Here is a 17,799-nt window from a genome sequence, read left to right on the forward strand (position 1 = left end):
GATAGTTGTGCAAAAAAGATAGCCGGGCACAAAAAAGCCGACGCATTGCGTCGGCTTTTGCATTTCAGGCCCGATCAACCACGCTTGTAGACGATTTCCTTGGTGCCGCCCTCGCATTTGCCGACGACCTTGCCGCCAGCGGCAGCACCTTTATCGACGATTTCCAGCGAATAACCGGAGACGTGTTTCGCATCCAGTTTTGCCGCGATCGCGGCTTTCACTTCTTCACAGGGCTTGCCGGCAGCAAACGCACCACCCGCAAGGCTCAACAAACCTACTGCCAACATGAACTTCTTCATCGGTCGCACTCCCTGGTCGGATTAAAAGAGGCGGGCATCGAGCGATCTACCCGATGCGCTCACCCTGTAGCGCTTTGCCATTCCTATGGCATTCGGCCAGCGCGCAAGTTCAGAAGCGTAGACCAAACTCAGCTGCTGGCAATCCGGAACCCGACTTTCAGGGTCACTTGAAAGTGGGCGGCCTTGTTGTCCTTGATGTGGCCACGGGTATCGACCACCTCAAACCATTCCAGATGCTTGATGCTCTTGCCGGCCTCGGCCAGCGCGTTGTTGATGGCGTCTTCGATGCTGCTGGGGGACGAACCGACCAGCTCGATTTTCTTGTAGGTGTGATGGTCACTCATGGCGATCTCCTTGACGTGTGGAATTGAGCCTAGCAGCGATTTGCAGTGTTGATTTCGTTCGCTTCGGGAAAGGCGAGTTCAGATTTTCTGCACTTTCCAGAACCCGCGAAGTCCCAAACAACACACGCCACTCATCACCAATGCAGGAGAGCCACCATGGCCAACACCTCGTTACGCAAAGCCTCATTGCAAAGCATGGAAGCGGAGATCGAGAGTCTGCTCAAGTCGCTGGAAAGCCTGAAAGACGACGCTTCGGACGAGTCGCGCAAGACCCTCAAGGCGCTCAAGGGCAACGCCGAAAGTGCGCTGAAACATTCGCGCAGCCTGCTCAGCGATGCCTACGAAGAAGTCAAAGTCAAAACCCGCGAAACCGGGATCGCCACCCGTGATTATGCGCAGGAACATCCGTGGACGACTGCCGGTGTGGCGGTCGGGGCACTGGGTCTGCTGGCCGCTTATCTGCTGTTCAAGCGCGGCGAGTGATCCGCCTGGCGTAGCTCGTTCTTGAGCCATTGCGCCAGTTGCCGGGCGCGTCCGTCTGCGGCGCGCTTGGGTAGCCACAGCGCCAGTTGCGCCGGGGTTTCGCAAAAGCCCCATGGCGCGACCAGGCGCCCGGCTTTCAAGTCTTCGGCCACCAAGGGTTCCGGCGCAATCGCCACGCCCAATCCGGCGACGGCCGCTTCCAGCAAGTAATACAGATGCTCGAAACCTTGGCCCAGCTTCAATGCCTTGGCGTCGAGGCCGGTTTGCTGCGCCCAGCTCGGCCAGGCTTGCGGGCGTGAGGTTGTGTGCAGCAAGGGTTCGCCGAGCAGGGCAGTGGGCGGCGCCGATTTCAGGTGCTGGTAGCCGCTGAACAGCGGGCTCATGACCGGGCCGATGCGTTCGCTGGCCAGCTCGTAGACTTGCATGTCCGCCGGCCATGGCGGTTCGGCGAACAGCAGCAAGGCATCGAGTCCCGGGCGGCGCGGATCGAGGTCGCCTTCTCCGGCCGACAGGTGCAGACGCAAGTCCGGCAGATCGGCATTGAGCCTTCCCAGTCGCGGAATGAACCAGCGCGCCAGCAGGCTGCCGGAGCAGCCGAGCACGAACGGAGCGTCGGCGGTGCTTTGGGTCAGTTCGGCACAAACACTGCGCAAGCGGTCGAACGCCTCGCCGCTGGCATCGCGCAGACGGATGCCGGCATCTGTGAGTTTCAAGCCGCGACCGTCCTTGACGAACAGGCTGACGCCCAGGTGCTCTTCAAGCACCTTGAGCTGGCGGCTGACCGCGCCGTGGGTGACGTGCAGCTGCTCGGCGGCCTGGCTGACGCTGTTCAGCCGGGCGGTGGCTTCGAAGGCGCGCAGGGCGTTCAGCGGGGGAAGGTCATGGCTCATGATATCTGTGAGTTTTCCTGACGGGTTGTGGCGATCTTATCGGTTTTCAGCCTGCAAGGTCAGGGGTAGAGTGAACGCCATTGTCTTCTCGTGAAATCCGCTGGAGCGAACCATGACCCAGACTTCGAACACCTCCGATCTGCGTAACGGCCCTGACGCCAACGGCCTGTTTGGCTCGTTCGGCGGCCGTTACGTCGCCGAAACCCTGATGCCGTTGATCCTCGACCTGGCCCGCGAGTACGAAGCGGCCAAGGAAGATCCGGCGTTCAAAGAGGAATTGGCCTACTTCCAGCGCGACTACGTCGGACGTCCGAGCCCGCTGTACTTCGCCGAGCGCCTGACCGAGTTCTGTGGTGGCGCCAAGATCTACCTCAAGCGCGAAGAGCTGAACCACACCGGCGCGCACAAGATCAACAACTGCATCGGCCAGATCCTGCTGGCGCGGCGCATGGGCAAGAAACGCATCATCGCCGAGACCGGCGCCGGCATGCACGGCGTGGCGACCGCCACCGTGGCTGCGCGTTTCGGTCTGGATTGCGTGATCTACATGGGCACCACTGACATCGAACGTCAGCAGGCCAACGTGTTCCGCATGAAGCTGCTGGGCGCCGAGGTGATCCCGGTGGTCGCCGGTACCGGCACCCTGAAAGACGCGATGAACGAAGCACTGCGTGACTGGGTGACCAACGTCGACAGCACCTTCTACCTGATCGGCACCGTGGCCGGCCCGCATCCTTACCCAGCTATGGTTCGCGACTTCCAGGCGGTGATTGGCAAGGAAACCCGCGAGCAGCTGCAAGCTCAGGAAGGTCGCCTGCCGGACAGCCTGGTGGCGTGCATCGGCGGCGGTTCCAACGCCATGGGCCTGTTCCACCCGTTCCTCGACGACAAGAGCGTGGAAATCATCGGCGTCGAAGCCGCCGGTTACGGCATCGAGACCGGCAAACACGCGGCCAGCCTCAACGGCGGCGTACCGGGTGTGTTGCACGGCAACCGAACCTTCCTGCTGCAGGACGACGATGGTCAGATCATCGACGCCCACTCGATTTCCGCCGGCCTCGACTATCCGGGCATTGGCCCGGAACACGCGTGGTTGCATGACATCGGCCGCGTCCAGTACACCTCGGTGACCGACGACGAAGCCCTTGCGGCATTCCACCAGTGCTGCCGTCTGGAAGGGATCATTCCGGCACTGGAAAGCGCCCATGCCCTGGCTGAAGTATTCAAACGCGCGCCGAAGCTGCCGAAGGATCACCTGATGGTGGTCAACCTGTCCGGCCGCGGTGACAAAGACATGCAGACCGTCATGCACCACATGGAAACTTCCAAGCAGGAGAAACACTGATGAGCCGCCTGCAAACCCGCTTTGCCGAACTCAAGCAACAGAACCGCGCCGCACTGGTGACCTTCGTCACCGCCGGTGATCCGGATTACGACACTTCGCTGGCGATCCTCAAGGGCCTGCCGAAAGCCGGTGCCGACGTGATCGAGCTGGGTATGCCGTTCACCGACCCGATGGCCGACGGTCCGGCGATCCAGCTGGCGAACATCCGTGCCTTGGGGGCCAAACAGAACCTGATCAAAACCCTGCAGATGGTCCGCGAGTTCCGCAAGGACAACAGCGATACGCCGCTGGTATTGATGGGTTACTTCAACCCGATCCACAAGTTCGGTGTCGAACGCTTCATCGCCGAAGCCAAAGAGGCCGGCGTTGACGGCCTGATCGTGGTCGACATGCCGCCGGAGCACAACTCGGAGCTGTGCCACCCGGCCCAGGCTGCAGGCATCGACTTCATCCGCCTGACTACGCCGACCACGGATGATGCACGTCTGCCGAAAGTGTTGAACGGCAGCTCCGGGTTCGTTTACTACGTGTCGGTCGCCGGTGTGACCGGTGCCGGTGCGGCGACTCTGGAACATGTCGAGGAAGCGGTGGCGCGTCTGCGTCGTCATACCGACCTGCCGATCAGCATCGGTTTCGGTATCCGTACGCCGGAGCAGGCTGCGTCCATCGCGCGTCTGGCCGATGGCGTGGTGGTGGGGTCGGCGCTGATCGATCACATCGCCAATGCGACCACGCCGGAACAGGCCATCGACGGCGTACTGAGCCTGTGTTCGGCACTGTCCGAAGGCGTGCGTAAGGCCCGCGTCAGCTGAAGGTAAAGTTCCTGATACAGAGGAATTAGCACCTCGCGGCACAGACTAATCAAGCAAGACCGAGGGATTCAGAACCACGTTCTGAGTCCCTTTTTGCTGTTAGTGCAGTGAGGAAAATCCATGAAAATGCCGAAACGTCTGATTGCCAGTCTGGGCGTGCTGATGATCAGCGCGACGCCGCTGCTGGCCAGCGCTGACCCACGCGACGATCACGACCACGGCGGCCCGCAACAGGGTCAGTACGACAATCGCGGTGGCGATCACCATGATTGGCAAAGCAGCCATCGGGGTGGCCCGCCACCGCGCGACTTCGGGCCGGTGCGTCAGGTGATTCGTGACAATCACGGCTACTTCGTTCGCGGTGCACCTCCGCCGCCGGGTATTCGCCTGGAACGCGGCCGGCCGTTGCCGCACGGCTATTACGGCGAGCGGCTGGATGCCCGGGCGTTGGGACGTTTGCCGGTGTATCCGGGCTATGAATGGCGTCGGGCCGGTGGCGATATCGTGTTGATCGCGATCGGTACCGGGATCGTCTACGAAGTGTTGGATGGTGTTCTGTACTGATTTGCAGGCAATAAAAAAGACCGCAGCCTTTCGCAGGCTGCGGTCTTTTGTTTTTCAGGGGAGTGGTTTTTCAGGGAAGCTCCAGGCCACCCGAGGCTTTGTGCAGTTTGCGCAAATGCTCGCCGATCTGCTTCACGTTGGCCTCGTTGGCGGCAATCTCCGCTGCCCGCTTCGGTTCCAGCAGCGCTCGCACTTCCTTGTCCAGATCACCGCTCAGCACCAGTAGCTGTTTCTGGCGCTGACTGCTTTCGGCTTCCAGTCGGCTGAACTCGCTGGGTTGTGGCAGGCCATAACCACGAGAGTCGAGCAGTTCTGCCGGGCGACTGAGGAAGCCGCTGTTGGCGAGGATCTGCTGCAACGTTGCGTTGGCCTTGTCCATGCCGCCGTTTTCCAGTTCCCGGGCACCGAGGTAGCGTTGCTTGACCTCATCCTGGGCCAGCAGCAACTGGCGACGGAAGCTTGCCTGCTCCAACAGCAGCAATGCGGCGCTGGTACGCAGGTCCGCGCGTTCGAACCATGGCCGCCGCTCTTCGGCAGACAGCGACAGCCATTCCTCGACGCTGGTCTGCTTGATCGGCAATTGCTTCTTCAGCACCTCGAACATTGCCTGATAGCGATCGCGGAACGAGTCGAAGCGGTAACCCAGGCGCAACGCCTCTTTGGGATTGTCGAGCACGCTGGTATCCGCCAGGCCTCGGCCCTTGAGCACTTCCAACAGGCCATTGGGCATGATGCTGTCGAGGCCGGTGAGCTGTGCATTGTTGCTTCCACTGCGCAGCAGTTTCAGGCTTTCCACCGCGCAGTTGTTGGACAGGAAGAAGTAGTTGCCGTCGTAGCTCCAGTGCATTTCGGCGGCGTGTTCGACCACGTCTTCGATCTCGCTGCGGGACAGGTTCAGCGGCACTGAGGCGAGGCTGCGCAGTTCGGTCTTGGTGTATTCGTCGATCACCTGCGCCAACGGCAGGACGAACAGACGCGAAGGGTATTTTCCGACCAGTCCGTCCCAGCTCGACAGCTGCACATCGCCGACGAATGCGCGGTAGGACAGCACCAGATGCTGGTCCAGATCCAGTCTGCAATCCGGTCCGCGTGGCCGGCCCGGGGCGCAGATCACCAGGCGCAACATGCTGTGCCCCCAGCGGCTGACCCAGTTCTGGTTCGCTTCGGCCAGCAGGTAGTCGATGGCGTAGACCCGCTCCGGATCGACCTGGCCCAGCGGCTGTTTGGCAAAGTCGTTGCCGGCATTGAGGAAGGCGAAGGATTTGGCGCAGGTGTCTTTTTCCGGCGGCGCCCAGCCAAAGTGTTCCTGGTAATAGCGGTACAGCGCGGGCCGGCGGCAGGCGTAGCTCGGGTCGAGAAGGAAGTACTCCATGTTGACCGCGACGAACTCCTTCGGACTGGAGATCTCGTACAGGTCCGGGCTGCGGGCGATCTGCCGGTTGTGCTGTTCACGTTCGCCACGGCGGCCGACGTATTGCTGCCAGCCGGCGAGATCGAGCAGGCGCGGGTCATCGCTGAGGGTGAAGCGCCGGTCATTCTGACCCCGACACTCATCCGGCAGGCCGATCAGCCCGGCACTGTTGTTGCGGCGCGTGCAGCGCTGGATCAGCGTGCGTTCGGCGGCCGGCCACAGGCGTGCACGGTCGTAGATATGGGTGATTTCGTGCAGCACCGTGGCCAGCAGTTCCTGCCGCACAGTGCCGTGGGGGCGATTGGTTTTTTGCGTGGTCGCGCTGCCGTCGGTGAGACTGGCGAGCAGTCTGCGGTTCAGGTCCAGCTCGGAGACGAGCGTCGCCTGGCCATAGGCATTGGCGGGCATGTCGTCGGTCCAGCCGACATCGATGCGTCGATCCAGGCGTTCGATGAAGCTGGGCGGCAGTTTCTGCATCGCTTCATCGAGCAACGCCTGGCTGGCCTGTTGTTGGGCGGGGCTCAGGCCGTCGGTCTTGAGCCGCAGTTGCAGGCTGGCGTGGGCGTTGCTGCCGATCAGCAGCAGCGCCCCGGCCAGCAGCCAGGCGCTGAGAGACTTCACAATGCGAGGATGGCTTCGGCGAGTACCTGATCACTGGCGTCGCGGGCTTCCGGCACGCGGGTGCGCAGGGTGTTGAGGGCGGCTTCCAGGTGCGCGCCACGGATATCACCGTTGCTGGCGACGAAGCTGGCGGCGTCATCGTGGGCTTCGCGGATGATTTTCGAATCGCGGATCGAAGTGGTGGTATCGGAAGTGAAATCGATGGTGCGCTGGGAGGCACGAACGATGATGTTACTGGTGGCTACCAGGGTGTGCGCCTGGGCCATATCGGCCAACAACAACAGGCCAAGGGCGGCAGCAATCAGCGGGCTACGCATGGAACGACTCCGGAGGGGGCAAGAATAACTATTGGACGAGAATTGCCTGTGCCAGTTCAAGGTCGCTTACATGAAGTTTTGGCCGGGATTTGCGCAGGTAATGCAACGCGGATTCCAGCTGAGCGCCTCGCAACTGGCCGTCACTGGCAACGAATGCCGCCGCATCGTCGTGGGCGGCGAGCAGCAGTTTACGGTCGAAAGGCGCGGAAGACACCATGCTGGTGGCGTAACCGCTGACAACGGTGTTTTGCGTCGAGACGTCAAAGGCATCGACCGAGGTCGTCCAGCAGACAGTGACCAGAACAGAAGGGATAAGCAGATTTGAAAGAAAACGCATGAGTCTCAGGAGCTGTTAGCGAGCCCCAAGGCTAGCGCAATGCCCGGTCTAGAGCCAGCGGCGAAACATCGGGACACGACGGGCGTGTCCCTTCCAGCAATGCCGGCTCAGATCGCCAGAATGGCTTGTGCCAGTTGTGCGTCGGTCGCATTCAGTTGCGGGGCCTGATGGCGGATGAGGTCCAGAGCACTCTCCAGCTTCACGCCGCGGATCTGGCCTTCGCTGGCAACGAAGCTGGCAGCGTCGTCACGGGCAGCGATCACGACTTTGTTGTCACGCAGCGAAGAACTGACGTCGGAAGTCGCGTCCGAAGAGGACTTCAGCGCGCCAACAACGGCGTCGGTGGTCACGATGAAGCTGGTAGCGCTGGCATTGGCAGCCACGGCCAGCAGGGCGGCAGCGCTGAGCAGGCGAAGACGGGACATGGTGTAACTCCTCTGGAAATATCGTATTGAGAGGTGGCTTGGTGTCTGGGAAGTCAGACGCCAGTCGCACGGCATTCGCCACGTTCTGCCCGGATATTAGGCCTGTGTGGGAGGTTTCGCACAGAGGGCAAAATGCTAGCGCCAGAAGGGTTTCTCCAGTTCGTTCTGCCGATCGGCGTGGCTGAGACCCAGATCGGCGAGATCCCGCCCATCGAGTTGAGCCAGCAGGCGCCGCGTCCTGGCGCGCTCCAGACCTTGCCAGAAACCCCTGAATAGCCGTCGAAGGAGACCGAAGCGAGGAGAGCGTTCGACCGCGACTGCTGAAACATCCTGTAAGTGATTCATGACGTCTTCCTTTTGCCGATGGAGGCGGAAGGTCATGTTGAGCCGAATGCAATGAGCACGGTAGATACACCACAGTGAAATTGTACTGGTTCAGTTGTTTATTAATTAAAACTGTACCTGTCATTGATACAGGCCCCTGTACCGGATGTTTTCCGGGCCCAAAACGACAAGACCCGTCGCGGTTTCCCGCGACGGGTCTTGTGTGTTCAATTCGGGTTGCTGGCGCTGGGTCTAGCGACCAGAGCCAGCGACGCTACTTAGCGCCAGAACGGCTTGCTCAGCTCTTCGTAGCGTTGTGCTTCGCTAATCCCGGCGTCAGCCAGCAGACGCGAATCCAGACGAGCCAGTTGGTGGCGGCTGGAGATGCGGCGCTGCCACAGCATCAGGTTGGCGATAACGCGCAGAGGCAGGGAAGCCTGGGTTTTTGCAGCTTTGTCTTCGAAGAACAGTTCGGAACTGAGTGTACGTTCCATGGTTGACATCCTTCCGCTTGTGGCGGGATTAGGTAGTGGTTTAACTGGTGCCCATGATCCTCTCGTTTGGCCAGACTCTCTAGATACAGTTCACTTGTATTGTGAGTGACCAGTTAACTGTTTATAGGGGGTGTACGGGTCAAAATTGCGCAAACTGTACCTGTCTGCGCCTATTTGGTGCATTTTTGCTCAATTCGGTGATTCGAGTAGGCAAAAGCCTTAGGAAAAGACCGGTACAGCAGTACAGTTTTTGACGGTAATGGAGGTTTTCAGAATCCCGCTGGCGAAACTGTGTTTGCGCCAGCGGAAAATCTGTGCGGATTACGCCTTCAGCATGCGTCCGGTTTCTTCCAGATTGATGTGCCAGCTCAGAGCATCACGCAAGATGTGCGGGGTGTGGCCGCCGATGGCGCAGGCTGCTGTGAAGTAGTCGTTCAGTGCCTGGCGGTAATCCGGGTGCACACAGTTGTCGATGATGACCCGGACGCGCTCACGTGGCGCCAGGCCGCGCAGGTCGGCCAGACCGACCTCGGTCACCAGGATGTCGACGTCATGTTCGGTATGGTCGACGTGGCTGACCATCGGCACTACGCTGGAAATCGCGCCGCCCTTGGCGATCGACTTGGTCACGAACACCGCCAGGTGTGCGTTGCGCGCGAAGTCACCCGAACCGCCAATGCCGTTCATCATCCGCGTGCCGCAGACGTGGGTGGAGTTGACGTTGCCATAGATGTCGAACTCGAGCGCCGTGTTGATGCCAATGATGCCCAGGCGACGAACCACTTCCGGATGGTTCGAGATCTCTTGCGGGCGCAGCACCAGTTTGTCCTTGTACTTCTCCAGGTTGCCGAAGACGTCGCTGTTGCGCCGCTCCGACAATGTGATTGAACTGCCCGAGGCAAAGCTCAGCTTGCCCGCATCGATCAGGTCGAAGGTCGAGTCCTGCAGTACTTCGGAGTACATGGTCAGGTCTTCGAACGGCGAATCGATCAACCCGCACATCACCGCGTTGGCAATGTTGCCGATCCCGGCCTGTAACGGGCCGAGCTTGTTGGTCATGCGTCCGGCATCGACTTCCTGCTTGAAGAAGGTGATCAGGTGATCGGCGATGGCCTTGGTGTCGACATCCGGCGCCGACACGGTGGACGGCGAATCCGACTGCTGGGTGATGACGATCGCGACGATCTTCTCCGGAGGGATCGGGATCGCGGTGCTGCCGATGCGGTCGTCGACTTTTACCAGCGGGATGGGCGTGCGGGTCGGGCGATAGGTCGGGATATAGATGTCGTGCAGACCTTCGAGGTTGGCGTTGTGTGCCAGGTTGATCTCGACGATCACGTGTTTGGCGAAGATCGCGAAGCTCGCCGAGTTGCCCACCGAGGTGGTCGGCACGATGTGGCCCTGTTCGGTAATGGCCACGGCTTCGATCACGGCGATGTCCGGCAGCTTCAGTTGCTGGTTGCGCAGTTGCTCGACGGTTTCCGACAGGTGCTGGTCGATGAACATCACTTCGCCGGCGTTGATCGCCTTGCGCAAGGTGCTGTCGACCTGGAATGGCATGCGCCGTGACAGGACGCCGGCCTCGGTCAGTTGCTTGTCGAGGTCGTTGCCCAGGCTGGCACCGGTCATCAGGCTGATCTTCAGCGGCGTGACCTTGGCTCGCTCGGCCAGTGCATGGGGAACGGCCTTGGCTTCGCCAGCGCGGGTGAAGCCGCTCATGCCGACGGTCATGCCGTCCTCGATCAGCGCAGCAGCGTCGGCGGCGCTCATCACTTTATCCAACAACGAAGGCAGGCGAATACGGTCACGGTACATGGATTATTTTCTCGGGCAGCGAGTAGCAGGATGCGCAGTCTAGTGAATTTCGCGGGCGCCTGTCCCGCTACCAAGGTCGCAAACGAGGCGTCTATTCAGCGGGTTTCAAGTAAAACACCGTTACCGGATCTGCAACAACGCGGCAAATTGTCCGACGTTTTTCGCAAACAAAAACGCCCCGACAAGTCGGGGCGTCCGGGGAAGCAGCGCGCGAGTTACTCGACCGCTTTGACCATGTCTTCGATGACTTTCTTCGCGTCGCCGAAGACCATCATGGTCTTGTCCAGGTAGAACAGTTCGTTGTCCAGACCGGCATAGCCGCTGGCCATCGAGCGTTTGTTGACGATGATGGTCTTGGCCTTGAACGCTTCGAGGATCGGCATGCCGGCAATCGGCGATTTCGGATCGTTCTTGGCAGCGGGGTTGACCACGTCGTTGGCGCCGAGCACCAGCACCACGTCGGCCTGGCCGAACTCGGAGTTGATGTCTTCCATCTCGAACACCTGGTCGTACGGCACTTCGGCCTCGGCCAGCAGTACGTTCATGTGTCCGGGCATCCGACCGGCCACCGGGTGAATCGCGTACTTCACGGTCACGCCATGGTGGGTCAGCTTCTCGGTCAGCTCCTTCAATGCGTGCTGCGCGCGAGCCACCGCCAGACCGTAACCTGGCACGATGATCACGGTGTCGGCGTTGGTCAGCAGGAAGGTCGCGTCATCAGCCGAACCGGATTTCACCGGGCGAGCTTCTTTTTCACCGGCAGGGCCGGCGTCTGCTGTATTGCCAAAACCGCCGAGCAGTACATTAAAGAAGGAACGGTTCATCGCCTTGCACATGATGTACGAGAGGATCGCACCGCTCGAACCCACCAGGGAGCCGGCAATGATCAGCATCGAGTTGTTCAGCGAGAAACCGATGCCCGCCGCCGCCCAGCCGGAATAACTGTTGAGCATCGACACCACGACCGGCATGTCGGCACCGCCGATCGGGATGATGATCAGCACGCCCATGATGAAGGCCAAGGCCAGCATCAATGCGAATGCGGCGAGGTTGCCGGTCAGCATGAAGGTGATGCCGAGGATCAGCGTCGCCAGACCCAGTACCGCGTTCAGCTTGTGCTGACCGCTGAACTGTACCGGTGCGCCCTGGAACAGACGGAACTTGTACTTGCCCGACAGCTTGCCGAACGCGATCACCGAACCGGAGAAGGTGATGGCACCAATGGCTGCGCCGAGGAACAGCTCCAGACGGTTGCCCGCCGGGATCGAGTCGCCCAATTGCTTGACGATGCCCAGCGACTGCGGCTCAACCACCGCAGCAATGGCGATGAACACCGCTGCCAGACCGATCATGCTGTGCATGAAGGCGACCAGTTCCGGCATCTTGGTCATTTCAACGCGCTTGGCCATGATCGAACCGGCGGTGCCGCCGATCAGCAGGCCGACAATCACGTAGCCGATGCCGGCAGTCGCAAGCTCTGCACCCAGCTTATAGATGAGGCCGACGGTGGTGAGGATCGCCAACGCCATGCCGAGCATGCCGAACAGGTTGCCGCGACGCGACGTGGTCGGGTGCGACAGACCCTTGAGGGCCTGGATGAAGCAGATCGACGCGATCAGGTAGAGCGTCGTGACGAGGTTCATGCTCATTACTTAGGCGCCTCTTCTTTTGCTTTCGGGGCTTTCTTCTTGAACATCTCAAGCATGCGGCGGGTGACCAGGAAGCCACCGAACACGTTGACCGCTGCCAGTGCCACGGCGAGGGTGCCCATGGTCTTGCCCAGCGGAGTGACGGTCAGGGCGGCGGCGAGCATGGCGCCGACGATCACGATCGCCGAAATGGCGTTGGTCACCGCCATCAGCGGCGTGTGCAGCGCGGGTGTAACGTTCCAGACCACGTGGTAACCGACATAAATCGCCAGCACGAAGATGATCAGGTTGTAGATACCGGGGGAGATAAGCTCTTCCATCGTCTGAATCCCTGCTTAGGCGTTTTTGCGGATGACTTGGCCGTCGCGGCACATCAGGCACGCGGCGACGATGTCGTCTTCGAGGTTCACTTCGAACTGGCCTTCTTTGGTGAAGACCAGCTTCAGGAAGTCCAGCAGGTTGCGTGCGTACAGTGCTGAGGCATCTGCCGCGACTTCACCGGCGAGGTTGGTCGGGCCGACGATGGTCACCCCGTTCTCGATCACGACCTGATCGGCCACGGTCAGCGGGCAGTTGCCGCCCTGGGCTGCAGCGAGGTCGATGACCACCGAGCCGGGTTTCATCTGCGCCACGGTGTCCGCGCTCAACAGTGTCGGAGCCTTGCGACCCGGGATCAGTGCGGTGGTGATGACAATGTCAGCCTGCTTGGCGCGCTCATGCACGGCCTGGGCCTGACGCTGCATCCAGCTCGCCGGCATCGGGCGGGCGTAACCGCCGACGCCGACCGCGCATTCGCGTTCTTCATCGGTCTCGTAAGGCACGTCGACGAATTTGGCGCCGAGGGATTCGATCTGTTCCTTCACGGCCGGACGTACGTCAGACGCTTCGATGACAGCACCCAGACGTTTCGCCGTGGCAATCGCCTGCAAACCGGCCACGCCCGCGCCAAGAATCAGCACGCGCGCCGCTTTCACGGTACCCGCAGCGGTCATCAGCATCGGCATGAAGCGCGGATAGTAGTGGGCGGCCAGCAGAACCGATTTATAGCCGGCAATGTTTGCCTGGGACGACAGCACGTCGAGGCTCTGGGCCCGGGAGGTACGTGGTGCTGCTTCCAGGGCGAACGCGGTGATCCCGCACTCGGCCATTTTGGCGATGGTTTCATTGCTGAACGGATTGAGCATGCCCACCAGCACCGTGCCGCGCTTGATCAGCGTCAGTTCGGCATCGCTTGGCGCGACCACTTTGAGAATCAGCTCGGCGCCAAACGCGTCATTGGCACTGCCAATGGTTGCGCCTGCCGCTTCATAGGCACTGTCGACAACGCTGGCTTTAACGCCGGCGCCGGTTTGCACAGTGACCTTATGACCTTGGCTGATCAGCTTTTTAATGGTTTCCGGGGTTGCAGCAACCCGTGTTTCACCGGTCTGGGTTTCGAGAGGAACACCAATGTGCACGTCAAATCTCCTGCGTGATCTTATTGAGTAAACCCATGCACTACGGATGGTGCGACTGGGGCGGCCGATCAGCACGATCCCGCCAAATCAGGGCGGGGCGCGGCATTTTGCAGGCGAAGTTTATGCCCTTCAAGGGATTATGACGGGTGACGGAAAATTAACTACAAGTCATCCCGTGACCGAATGTCGCAGATGGCTGGCTGAATCCCTTGCAGGCCGTGCCTTGCAAGGAGTGTGGATGAATTTGAAGAATTTTCTCATCGGTGACGTGAATAGGTCGTAATGAGTCGCGAATGAAGGCTCAAAGCCACGTCGCCAGCCGCTTGTGGGACGTCTGTACGACTTTCGGATACAGTCTGTCGATTTGCGACAAATAGTTATATCTGTAGGGCTTTGAATATCCTGACTACTGGGTTAGTAATCGCTGAAAGCCTTTATCCTTCTAGGTTGTAGCTGTGTGCCTGGTTCACCAGCCAATCGCGAAATGCCTTGAGTGACGCGGATTCGACCTTTCGCTCCGGAATCATCAGGTAATACGCCTTGATGCTGGAGAGTGCGTTCGGGTTGGCAATTACCAAGCGTTTCTCGGCCAGTTCACGTTGAATCAGGAACGGTGGGATCAGCGCGATACCCATGTCGTGCATGGCCGCTTGGGCCAGCATGGAGAATAGCTCGTAGCGTGGGCCTGTCATGTCGCGGGGAATGTTCAGGTGCTGCGAGTTGAACCACTGCCGCCAGGCGTAGGGGCGGGTGGTTTGCTGGAGCAGCGGCAGATCGGCGATCTCTTCGGGCGTGAGACTGTTCTTGCTGCCGAGTAGGGCGGGACTGCACACCGGCATCGGATTTTCACCCATCAATCGGTGGGATTCAGTCCCCGACCAATCGGCATCGCCGAAATAGATGGCGGCATCGAAGTCGGTGTCTGCAAACAGGAACGGGCGGGTACGGTTGGTCAGGTTGACCGTTACTTCGGGGTGCTTGAGCTGGAAGTCCTTCAGTCTTGGCAGCAGCCATTGCGTGCCGAAGGTGGGCACCACAGCGAGCTCGATCACATTGGTACCTTGCTGACCCATCACCGAGAGGGTGTCGCGCTCCACGGCGTCGAGTTGAGTGGCAACCCGGCGGCTGTAGGAAAGACCTGCTTCCGTCAGCTTCACCCCGCGACGGGAGCGTCGGAACAGTTCGACGCTGAGGAAGTCCTCGAGGCTGGCGATCTGTCGGCAAATGGCGCCCTGGGTGAGAGAAAGTTCTTCGGCGGCCTTGGTAAAGCTCTCGTGACGGGCGGCGGCTTCAAAGCTGATCAGGGCGGTGGTGCTGGGTATCTTGCGGCGCATGTACGTCAACCTCACTAATACATCGCTCAATCGGCATTTCGCGACGTTTCGGAGTGAGAAATTAGCACAACAGGATGCGAAATCCTCGTTTGCCGGGATGACGAAGCGGGCCTAGGATCAATGCCACGTTAATTCACCCGATTTGCGAGGACTCACTCATGGGCGGTAAAGCTAGCTTCAACTGGATCGATCCACTGCTGCTGGATCAACAGCTGACTGAAGAAGAACGCATGATCCGCGACACTGCCGAGCAATTCGCCCAGCAGAGCCTCGCGCCGCGCGTGCTCGAAGCCTTCCGCCATGAGAAGACTGACCCGGCGATCTTCCGTGAGATGGGTGAGGTCGGCCTGTTGGGCGCGACCATCCCCGAGCAGTACGGTGGCAGCGGTCTCAACTATGTCAGCTACGGCCTGATTGCTCGTGAAGTCGAGCGCGTCGACTCTGGCTACCGTTCGATGATGAGCGTGCAGTCTTCGCTGGTCATGGTGCCGATCAACGAGTTTGGTACCGAAGCACAGAAGCAGAAGTACCTGCCGAAACTGGCTTCCGGCGAATGGATCGGCTGCTTCGGTCTGACCGAGCCGAACCACGGTTCCGACCCGGGCGCGATGATTACTCGTGCACGCAAAGTGGAAGGCGGCTACAGCCTGACCGGCGCCAAGATGTGGATCACCAACAGCCCGATCGCTGATGTGTTCGTGGTCTGGGCCAAGGACGACGCTGGGGACATCCGCGGCTTCGTGCTGAAGAAGGGCTGGAAAGGCCTGAGCGCTCCGGCGATTCACGGCAAGGTCGGCCTGCGAGCCTCGATCACTGGCGAAATCGTCATGGATAACGTGTTCGTGCCGGAAGAGAACATCTTCCCGGACGTGCGTGGCCTGAAAGGTCCGTTCACCTGCCTCAACTCTGCACGTTATGGCATCTCCTGGGGTGCGCTGGGCGCGGCGGAGTTCTGCTGGCACACCGCTCGCCAGTACACCCTGGACCGTCAACAGTTCGGCCGTCCGTTGGCTGCGACTCAGTTGATCCAGAAGAAGCTCGCGGACATGCAAACCGAGATCACTCTGGCGCTGCAAGGCTGCCTGCGTCTGGGTCGCATGAAAGATGAAGGCACCGCTGCGGTTGAAATCACTTCGATCATGAAGCGCAACTCTTGCGGCAAGTCTCTGGATATCGCTCGTATGGCGCGTGACATGTTGGGCGGTAACGGGATCTCCGATGAGTTCGGGGTGGCCCGTCACTTGGTCAACCTGGAAGTGGTGAATACCTATGAAGGTACTCACGACGTTCATGCGCTGATCCTCGGTCGTGCACAGACCGGCCTGCAGGCGTTCTATTAATAGGAGAGCGACCATGGGCGCGCTGTCGCATCTGCGGGTACTGGATTTGTCGCGAGTGCTGGCCGGCCCATGGGCCGGGCAGATTCTTGCCGACCTTGGGGCGGAAGTGATCAAGGTCGAGCGCCCGGGCAATGGTGATGACACTCGTGCCTGGGGGCCGCCCTTTCTGAAAGACGCTTACGGCGAGAATACGTCGGAGGCGGCGTATTACCTGTCGGCCAACCGCAACAAACAATCGGTGACGATCGACTTCACGCGTCCTGAAGGTCAGAAACTTGTACGGGAGCTGGCAGCCAAGTCGGACATCCTGATCGAGAACTTCAAGGTCGGTGGGTTGGCGGCTTATGGTCTGGACTATGAGTCGCTGAAGGCGATCAATCCGGATCTGATCTATTGCTCTATCACTGGTTTTGGCCAGACCGGGCCGTATGCCAAGCGCGCGGGTTATGACTTCATGATTCAGGGGCTCGGCGGGCTGATGAGCCTCACCGGGCGACCTGAAGGTGATGAGGGCGCCGGGCCGGTGAAGGTCGGTGTGGCGCTCACGGATATTCTGACGGGGTTGTATTCGACTGTGGCGATCCTGGCGGCACTGGCTCACCGTGATCACGATGGCGGCGGTCAACACATCGATATGGCGTTGCTGGATGTGCAGGTGGCATGTCTGGCTAACCAGGCGATGAATTACCTGACGACGGGCAATGCACCGAAGCGGTTGGGGAATGCACATCCGAATATCGTGCCGTACCAGGATTTTCCTACGGCCGATGGCGACTTCATTCTTACCGTGGGCAATGACGGGCAGTTCCGCAAATTTGCCGAAGTGGCGGGGCAGCCGCAGTGGGCGGATGACCCGCGTTTCGCGACTAATAAGCTGCGGGTGGCGAACCGGGCGGTGCTGATTCCACTGATCCGCCAGGCGACGGTCTTCAAGACGACCGCCGAGTGGGTGGCTCAACTGGAGCAGGCGGGTGTGCCGTGCGGGCCGATCAATGATCTGTCGCAGGTGTTTGATGACCCGCAGGTGAAATCCCGTGGGCTGGCGATTGAGCTGCCACATGCTCTGGCGGGGATGGTGCCGCAGGTGGCCAGTCCGATTCGGTTGTCTCGGACTCCTGTCGAGTACCGTCGTGCGCCTCCTTTGCTGGGCGAACATACGCTGGAGGTTTTGCAGCGAGTGCTGGGGCTGGGGGCTGGGGCGGTGGCTGCGATGAAAGAGGGTGGGGTGCTTTGATGGCCTCCTCTATATAGAAGGGGTGGTATCTCTTTCTTCTATATAGAGGGAATCGGGTGCTTTTTTGACCAATCGGCAAGTTATTGAAAGAAAAGCGAAATTAAGGGTTGACGGCAGATTCTGGAAGCCTATAATTCGCCCCACTTCCGGCGCAGCCGAAACGGAAAACTCCTTGAAGATCAATGAGTTACGCAGTTTTCGACAGCGGCTTGCTTCAGATCATCGAGGCCTGGAAGGAGTTGAAAGAGTGGTGATGTTTGGCTCTTTTGACGTTTCGATCTTCTCGGTCGAAAGCGGAGAAAAA

At 60.1% G+C, this 17,799-nt stretch carries 20 protein-coding genes; 6 read left to right on the top strand and 14 right to left on the bottom strand.

The features are described from left to right. Positions 1 to 74: 74 nt before the first annotated feature. Together AC1RMX_RS03675 and AC1RMX_RS03680 are read right to left on the bottom strand one after the other, a co-directional pair. Positions 75 to 299, bottom strand: a complete 225-nt coding sequence (locus tag AC1RMX_RS03675) for a DUF1161 domain-containing protein (RefSeq protein ID WP_096822454.1) — start codon at positions 297 to 299, stop codon at positions 75 to 77. Positions 300 to 427: 128 nt separating this feature from the next. Beyond that, complete coding sequence (locus tag AC1RMX_RS03680) at positions 428 to 643, bottom strand: dodecin (protein WP_096822455.1); 216 nt, start codon at positions 641 to 643, stop codon at positions 428 to 430. 156 nt (positions 644 to 799) lie between these two features. On the opposite strand from AC1RMX_RS03680, the gene AC1RMX_RS03685 reads away from it, so the two are divergent. Further along, a complete protein-coding gene (locus tag AC1RMX_RS03685; protein WP_007953918.1) occupies positions 800 to 1,126 on the top strand; it encodes an ElaB/YgaM/YqjD family protein in 327 nt (108 codons plus the stop codon). Here the strand turns inward: AC1RMX_RS03685 and AC1RMX_RS03690 are convergent. Continuing rightward, the gene (locus AC1RMX_RS03690; protein WP_273539309.1) at positions 1,099 to 2,016 is read right to left on the bottom strand and encodes a LysR family transcriptional regulator; all 918 of its coding nucleotides are present in this window, start codon (positions 2,014 to 2,016) and stop codon (positions 1,099 to 1,101) included. The two genes, AC1RMX_RS03685 and AC1RMX_RS03690, sit on opposite strands and share 28 nt — an antisense overlap. A gap of 112 nt (positions 2,017 to 2,128) precedes the next feature. On the opposite strand from AC1RMX_RS03690, the gene trpB reads away from it, so the two are divergent. From trpB to AC1RMX_RS03705, 3 genes are all read left to right on the top strand, one after another. After that, entirely contained in the window at positions 2,129 to 3,361 is a 1,233-nt protein-coding gene (gene trpB, locus AC1RMX_RS03695) for a tryptophan synthase subunit beta (protein WP_085713009.1), read from the top strand. Beyond that, positions 3,361 to 4,173 carry a tryptophan synthase subunit alpha gene (trpA, locus tag AC1RMX_RS03700; RefSeq protein ID WP_493070463.1) on the top strand — a complete coding sequence of 271 codons (813 nt, stop codon included), beginning with the start codon at positions 3,361 to 3,363 and terminating at the stop codon, positions 4,171 to 4,173. Before trpB ends, trpA begins: the two co-directional genes overlap by 1 nt. A gap of 120 nt (positions 4,174 to 4,293) precedes the next feature. Next, positions 4,294 to 4,737 (top strand): anti-virulence regulator CigR family protein, encoded by a 444-nt coding sequence (locus AC1RMX_RS03705; protein WP_102621142.1) that lies wholly within the window; start codon positions 4,294 to 4,296, stop codon positions 4,735 to 4,737. 70 nt (positions 4,738 to 4,807) lie between these two features. On the opposite strand, the gene AC1RMX_RS03710 is transcribed toward AC1RMX_RS03705, so the two are convergent. The 11 genes from AC1RMX_RS03710 to AC1RMX_RS03760 form a co-directional block, all read right to left on the bottom strand. Continuing rightward, complete coding sequence (locus AC1RMX_RS03710) at positions 4,808 to 6,769, bottom strand: DUF7844 domain-containing protein (RefSeq protein ID WP_493070465.1); 1,962 nt, start codon at positions 6,767 to 6,769, stop codon at positions 4,808 to 4,810. Next, positions 6,766 to 7,086, bottom strand: a complete 321-nt coding sequence (locus AC1RMX_RS03715; RefSeq protein WP_065260625.1) for a DUF2388 domain-containing protein — start codon at positions 7,084 to 7,086, stop codon at positions 6,766 to 6,768. Before AC1RMX_RS03715 ends, AC1RMX_RS03710 begins: the two co-directional genes overlap by 4 nt. A gap of 28 nt (positions 7,087 to 7,114) precedes the next feature. After that, a complete protein-coding gene (locus AC1RMX_RS03720; RefSeq protein ID WP_096822459.1) occupies positions 7,115 to 7,423 on the bottom strand; it encodes a DUF2388 domain-containing protein in 309 nt (102 codons plus the stop codon). Positions 7,424 to 7,530: 107 nt separating this feature from the next. Next, positions 7,531 to 7,848 (bottom strand): DUF2388 domain-containing protein, encoded by a 318-nt coding sequence (locus AC1RMX_RS03725; protein ID WP_085713004.1) that lies wholly within the window; start codon positions 7,846 to 7,848, stop codon positions 7,531 to 7,533. 135 nt (positions 7,849 to 7,983) lie between these two features. After that, complete coding sequence (locus tag AC1RMX_RS03730; protein WP_493070467.1) at positions 7,984 to 8,229, bottom strand: DUF1127 domain-containing protein; 246 nt, start codon at positions 8,227 to 8,229, stop codon at positions 7,984 to 7,986. Between the two features lie 221 nt (positions 8,230 to 8,450). Then, positions 8,451 to 8,666, bottom strand: a complete 216-nt coding sequence (locus AC1RMX_RS03735) for a DUF1127 domain-containing protein (RefSeq protein ID WP_003220409.1) — start codon at positions 8,664 to 8,666, stop codon at positions 8,451 to 8,453. A gap of 321 nt (positions 8,667 to 8,987) precedes the next feature. Continuing rightward, positions 8,988 to 10,481 (bottom strand): succinyl-CoA:acetate CoA-transferase ScpC, encoded by a 1,494-nt coding sequence (gene scpC / locus AC1RMX_RS03740; protein ID WP_493070469.1) that lies wholly within the window; start codon positions 10,479 to 10,481, stop codon positions 8,988 to 8,990. A 215-nt stretch (positions 10,482 to 10,696) separates the two neighbouring features. Then, a complete protein-coding gene (locus AC1RMX_RS03745; protein WP_192559424.1) occupies positions 10,697 to 12,130 on the bottom strand; it encodes an NAD(P)(+) transhydrogenase (Re/Si-specific) subunit beta in 1,434 nt (477 codons plus the stop codon). Further along, positions 12,130 to 12,450 carry an NAD(P) transhydrogenase subunit alpha part 2 gene (locus AC1RMX_RS03750; RefSeq protein WP_003220416.1) on the bottom strand — a complete coding sequence of 107 codons (321 nt, stop codon included), beginning with the start codon at positions 12,448 to 12,450 and terminating at the stop codon, positions 12,130 to 12,132. The genes AC1RMX_RS03745 and AC1RMX_RS03750 overlap by 1 nt, the downstream gene beginning before the upstream one ends. Before the next feature lie 15 nt (positions 12,451 to 12,465). Then, complete coding sequence (locus AC1RMX_RS03755; protein WP_493070472.1) at positions 12,466 to 13,587, bottom strand: Re/Si-specific NAD(P)(+) transhydrogenase subunit alpha; 1,122 nt, start codon at positions 13,585 to 13,587, stop codon at positions 12,466 to 12,468. Positions 13,588 to 14,021: 434 nt separating this feature from the next. After that, positions 14,022 to 14,921, bottom strand: a complete 900-nt coding sequence (locus AC1RMX_RS03760) for a LysR family transcriptional regulator (protein WP_096822463.1) — start codon at positions 14,919 to 14,921, stop codon at positions 14,022 to 14,024. Between the two features lie 158 nt (positions 14,922 to 15,079). Here AC1RMX_RS03760 and AC1RMX_RS03765 point away from each other — a divergent pair, with 158 nt between their 5' ends. Further along, the gene (locus AC1RMX_RS03765) at positions 15,080 to 16,261 is read left to right on the top strand and encodes an acyl-CoA dehydrogenase (RefSeq protein WP_493070474.1); all 1,182 of its coding nucleotides are present in this window, start codon (positions 15,080 to 15,082) and stop codon (positions 16,259 to 16,261) included. A gap of 13 nt (positions 16,262 to 16,274) precedes the next feature. Further along, entirely contained in the window at positions 16,275 to 17,495 is a 1,221-nt protein-coding gene (locus AC1RMX_RS03770) for a CaiB/BaiF CoA transferase family protein (protein WP_493070476.1), read from the top strand. Positions 17,496 to 17,799 lie beyond the last annotated feature (304 nt).

The organism is Pseudomonas sp. GW822-FHT03F04, assembly GCF_058801405.1.

Bases quoted from the DNA above. Each gene is read 5' to 3' on its own strand.
- AC1RMX_RS03675 (WP_096822454.1), bottom strand. From the start codon at position 299: ATGAAGAAGTTCATGTTGGCAGTAGGTTTGTTGAGCCTTGCGGGTGGT.
- AC1RMX_RS03680 (WP_096822455.1), bottom strand. From the start codon at position 643: ATGAGTGACCATCACACCTACAAGAAAATCGAGCTGGTCGGTTCGTCC.
- AC1RMX_RS03685 (WP_007953918.1), top strand. From the start codon at position 800: ATGGCCAACACCTCGTTACGCAAAGCCTCATTGCAAAGCATGGAAGCG.
- AC1RMX_RS03690 (WP_273539309.1), bottom strand. From the start codon at position 2,016: ATGAGCCATGACCTTCCCCCGCTGAACGCCCTGCGCGCCTTCGAAGCC.
- trpB (WP_085713009.1), top strand. From the start codon at position 2,129: ATGACCCAGACTTCGAACACCTCCGATCTGCGTAACGGCCCTGACGCC.
- trpA (WP_493070463.1), top strand. From the start codon at position 3,361: ATGAGCCGCCTGCAAACCCGCTTTGCCGAACTCAAGCAACAGAACCGC.
- AC1RMX_RS03705 (WP_102621142.1), top strand. From the start codon at position 4,294: ATGAAAATGCCGAAACGTCTGATTGCCAGTCTGGGCGTGCTGATGATC.
- AC1RMX_RS03715 (WP_065260625.1), bottom strand. From the start codon at position 7,086: ATGCGTAGCCCGCTGATTGCTGCCGCCCTTGGCCTGTTGTTGTTGGCC.
- AC1RMX_RS03720 (WP_096822459.1), bottom strand. From the start codon at position 7,423: ATGCGTTTTCTTTCAAATCTGCTTATCCCTTCTGTTCTGGTCACTGTC.
- AC1RMX_RS03725 (WP_085713004.1), bottom strand. From the start codon at position 7,848: ATGTCCCGTCTTCGCCTGCTCAGCGCTGCCGCCCTGCTGGCCGTGGCT.
- AC1RMX_RS03730 (WP_493070467.1), bottom strand. From the start codon at position 8,229: ATGACCTTCCGCCTCCATCGGCAAAAGGAAGACGTCATGAATCACTTA.
- AC1RMX_RS03735 (WP_003220409.1), bottom strand. From the start codon at position 8,666: ATGGAACGTACACTCAGTTCCGAACTGTTCTTCGAAGACAAAGCTGCA.
- scpC (WP_493070469.1), bottom strand. From the start codon at position 10,481: ATGTACCGTGACCGTATTCGCCTGCCTTCGTTGTTGGATAAAGTGATG.
- AC1RMX_RS03745 (WP_192559424.1), bottom strand. From the start codon at position 12,130: ATGAGCATGAACCTCGTCACGACGCTCTACCTGATCGCGTCGATCTGC.
- AC1RMX_RS03750 (WP_003220416.1), bottom strand. From the start codon at position 12,450: ATGGAAGAGCTTATCTCCCCCGGTATCTACAACCTGATCATCTTCGTG.
- AC1RMX_RS03760 (WP_096822463.1), bottom strand. From the start codon at position 14,921: ATGCGCCGCAAGATACCCAGCACCACCGCCCTGATCAGCTTTGAAGCC.
- AC1RMX_RS03765 (WP_493070474.1), top strand. From the start codon at position 15,080: ATGGGCGGTAAAGCTAGCTTCAACTGGATCGATCCACTGCTGCTGGAT.
- AC1RMX_RS03770 (WP_493070476.1), top strand. From the start codon at position 16,275: ATGGGCGCGCTGTCGCATCTGCGGGTACTGGATTTGTCGCGAGTGCTG.